We start from the raw sequence: 2,350 nt of genomic DNA on the forward strand, positions 1-2,350 counted from the left end.
GGCGGCCGCTCGCCCGGGGCCGCGAGCAGCGCGGGAGGTTGAGGTCAAGGCGTTGTCTTCCCGGGATTCACGCACGCGTCAGCACGAGCACCGCGTTGTGTCCCCCGAACCCGAACGACTCGCTCACCGCCGCGCCGGGGGCGACCCTCCGTGCCTCCTTCCGGACGACGTCCAGTTCGATCGCCGGATCCGGATGGTCCAGGTTCGCCGTAGGTGGCACGAGTCCCGTCTCCAGTGCGCGGACCGTGCAGACCGCCTGGATGCCGCCGCTCGCGCCCAGCGCGTGGCCGAGGGCGCCCTTGAGCGACGTCACCGGTGGCACGCGAGGGAAGACGGCGCGCAGCGCGCGGGACTCGGTGAGGTCGTTCTCTCGGGTGCCGGTGCCGTGCGCGTTGACGTGGCCGATGTCGTGGGGGGCCAGGTCCGCGTCGGCGAGAGCGGTGCGCAGGGAGCGGGCGGCGCCCTCGCCGTCGGGGTGGGGGACGGTGATGTGGTGGGCGTCGTTGGAGGCGCCGTAGCCGGCGAGCCGGGCGCGGACGCGGGCGCCGCGGGCACGGGCGTGGCCGGCACGTTCCAGGACGAGGAGGCCGGCGCCCTCGCCGAGGACGAAGCCGTCGCGGTCGCTGTCGAAGGGCCGCGAGGCGGCGGCGGGATCGGCGCACCGGCGCGACAGGGCCTTCATCTGGTGGAAGCAGATGGCGGGGATGCGCGTTCGGTTGGCCTCGGCGCCGCCGGCCAGTGCGATGTCGCAGCCGCCCGCGCGCAGCAGGTCGCGGGCGACGCCGAGGGCGGTCGTCCCCGACGCGCAGGCCGTGGAGACGGCGAGGCTCGGGCCCCGCGCGCCCAGGTCGAGCGCCACCTCCCCGGCGACCATGCTGGGCACGCTGCGGACGATGGCCAGGGGCGAGACAAGGTGCGGCAGGCCCTCCGCCACCCTGCCGAACTCCCGCTCGTACCGCTCGAAGCTGCACGTGCCGACGCCGATGACGACGGCCGTCCGGGCCGGGTCCCAGTCGCCGTCGGCGAGCCCGGCGTCGGCGACGGCCTCGCGGGCAGCGACGAGGGCGTACTTCGACACGGTGTCCAGCCGCACGTCCAGGCGGCGGCCCAGCAGGGCGGCGGCGTCGAAGCCGGGCACGCGGCAGGAGATGTCGACGGCCAGGCCGGCGAGCAGCGGGTCGGTGGTGGCGGTGGACTCGGGCACGAGCAGCCGGTCCCAGGTGGCGTCCACGCCGATGCCCGCGGGGGTGACCAGCCCCAGCCCGGTGACCACGACGTCGTCCGGGGTCACGGCGCGCCCGGCGTCACGGCGGACTCCGCGATCACGGCGGGCTCCGGAGCCACAGCGGGCTCCAGGGCCGCCTGGGCGGGCGGGGGCACGGCGGCCGGGGCCATCGCGGGGGCGAGCCGGGCGGCCACCGCCTCGGCCGCCTGGGCGAGGGTGTGCTCGGCTGTCAGGTCCTCCAGCCGGCACCCGGTGTCCTCCTCGACCGTGATGGCCAGTTCGGCCAGTGCGAGGGAGTCCAGGCCCAGAGCGTGGAAGGTGGCGTCGGGGTGCAGTTCGTCCTCGGGCAGGTCGAAGATGTGGACCAGGACCTCCGTGATCAGGTGGTAGGTCGTGGGCTGTTCGGGGACGGTGGGCACGGTGTCTCCTGAATCGGCGGGAACGGCGGGCGGGTGGGCCGCGCCGGCGGCTCGGGGCCTGTCGTCACGACAGGCCCCAGGGCCGCGCCGAGGTAGTCGACGCTCAGCTCGGGCGGCACCGGAACGGCCGGCTTCAGGGCGCGGCCCAGCAGGGTGCGGTCGTAGCGGCGGCGCACGCGGCTGTAGGCGGTGATGCCGCCGGTGAGCTCGGCCAGCGCGCGCTGCGCCGGGCCCAGCCGGGTGCAGGCGGGGTCGATGCGCACGTCCAGCTCCGGCCAGCACCGCCGGGCGGCGGCGAGGACCCGCGCCAAGGGCGTCTCGGCGGGGTGGGTGATGTGGAAGGTGTCGGTGTAGGTCAGTGGGGTGCGGCCGGAGAGGCGGGCCATGACCTCCACGGCGTACTCGACGGGCAGCAGGTTCGTGGTGGCGTCCGGCCGGCCGGGGAAGCGGAGCGGGCCGGGCCCGGCCGCGGCGAGCACCGCCCACGGGGTGGGGCCGCGGCTCAGCAGTGACATGCGGGCGCCGACCTCGGCGAGCGGGTGGCGGGGCACGGCCGGCGGCCGGCGCCGCGCGGTGACCAGGACGGCGGGGCGCAGGACGGTGACAGGCCGCTCATAGCGGCGCGCCCAGTGCCGGACGAGCCGTTCGGCCCGGTACTTGGCCTGTTCGTACGGGGTGAGGAAGCCGTGCCGGTCGTCGAGGTCGG

Annotated in this window: 3 protein-coding genes; all 3 read right to left on the reverse strand. The window is 76.3% G+C overall.

What is annotated here, in order from left to right:
• Positions 1 to 67 precede the first annotated feature (67 nt).
• Positions 68 to 1,291 (reverse strand): beta-ketoacyl-[acyl-carrier-protein] synthase family protein, encoded by a 1,224-nt coding sequence (locus AB0K09_RS32595; protein ID WP_366069005.1) that lies wholly within the window; start codon positions 1,289 to 1,291, stop codon positions 68 to 70.
• Positions 1,288 to 1,644, reverse strand: coding sequence for an acyl carrier protein (locus tag AB0K09_RS32600; RefSeq protein ID WP_366069006.1), 357 nt, complete (start codon positions 1,642 to 1,644; stop codon positions 1,288 to 1,290). The genes AB0K09_RS32595 and AB0K09_RS32600 overlap by 4 nt, the downstream gene beginning before the upstream one ends.
• On the reverse strand, positions 1,605 to 2,350 hold a 746-nt coding region (locus AB0K09_RS32605; protein ID WP_366069007.1), incomplete at its 5' end, for an SDR family oxidoreductase. The genes AB0K09_RS32605 and AB0K09_RS32600, both read right to left, overlap by 40 nt.

It is taken from the genome of Streptomyces sp. NPDC049577, from assembly GCF_040675635.1.
Lineage (GTDB): Bacteria > Actinomycetota > Actinomycetes > Streptomycetales > Streptomycetaceae > Streptomyces.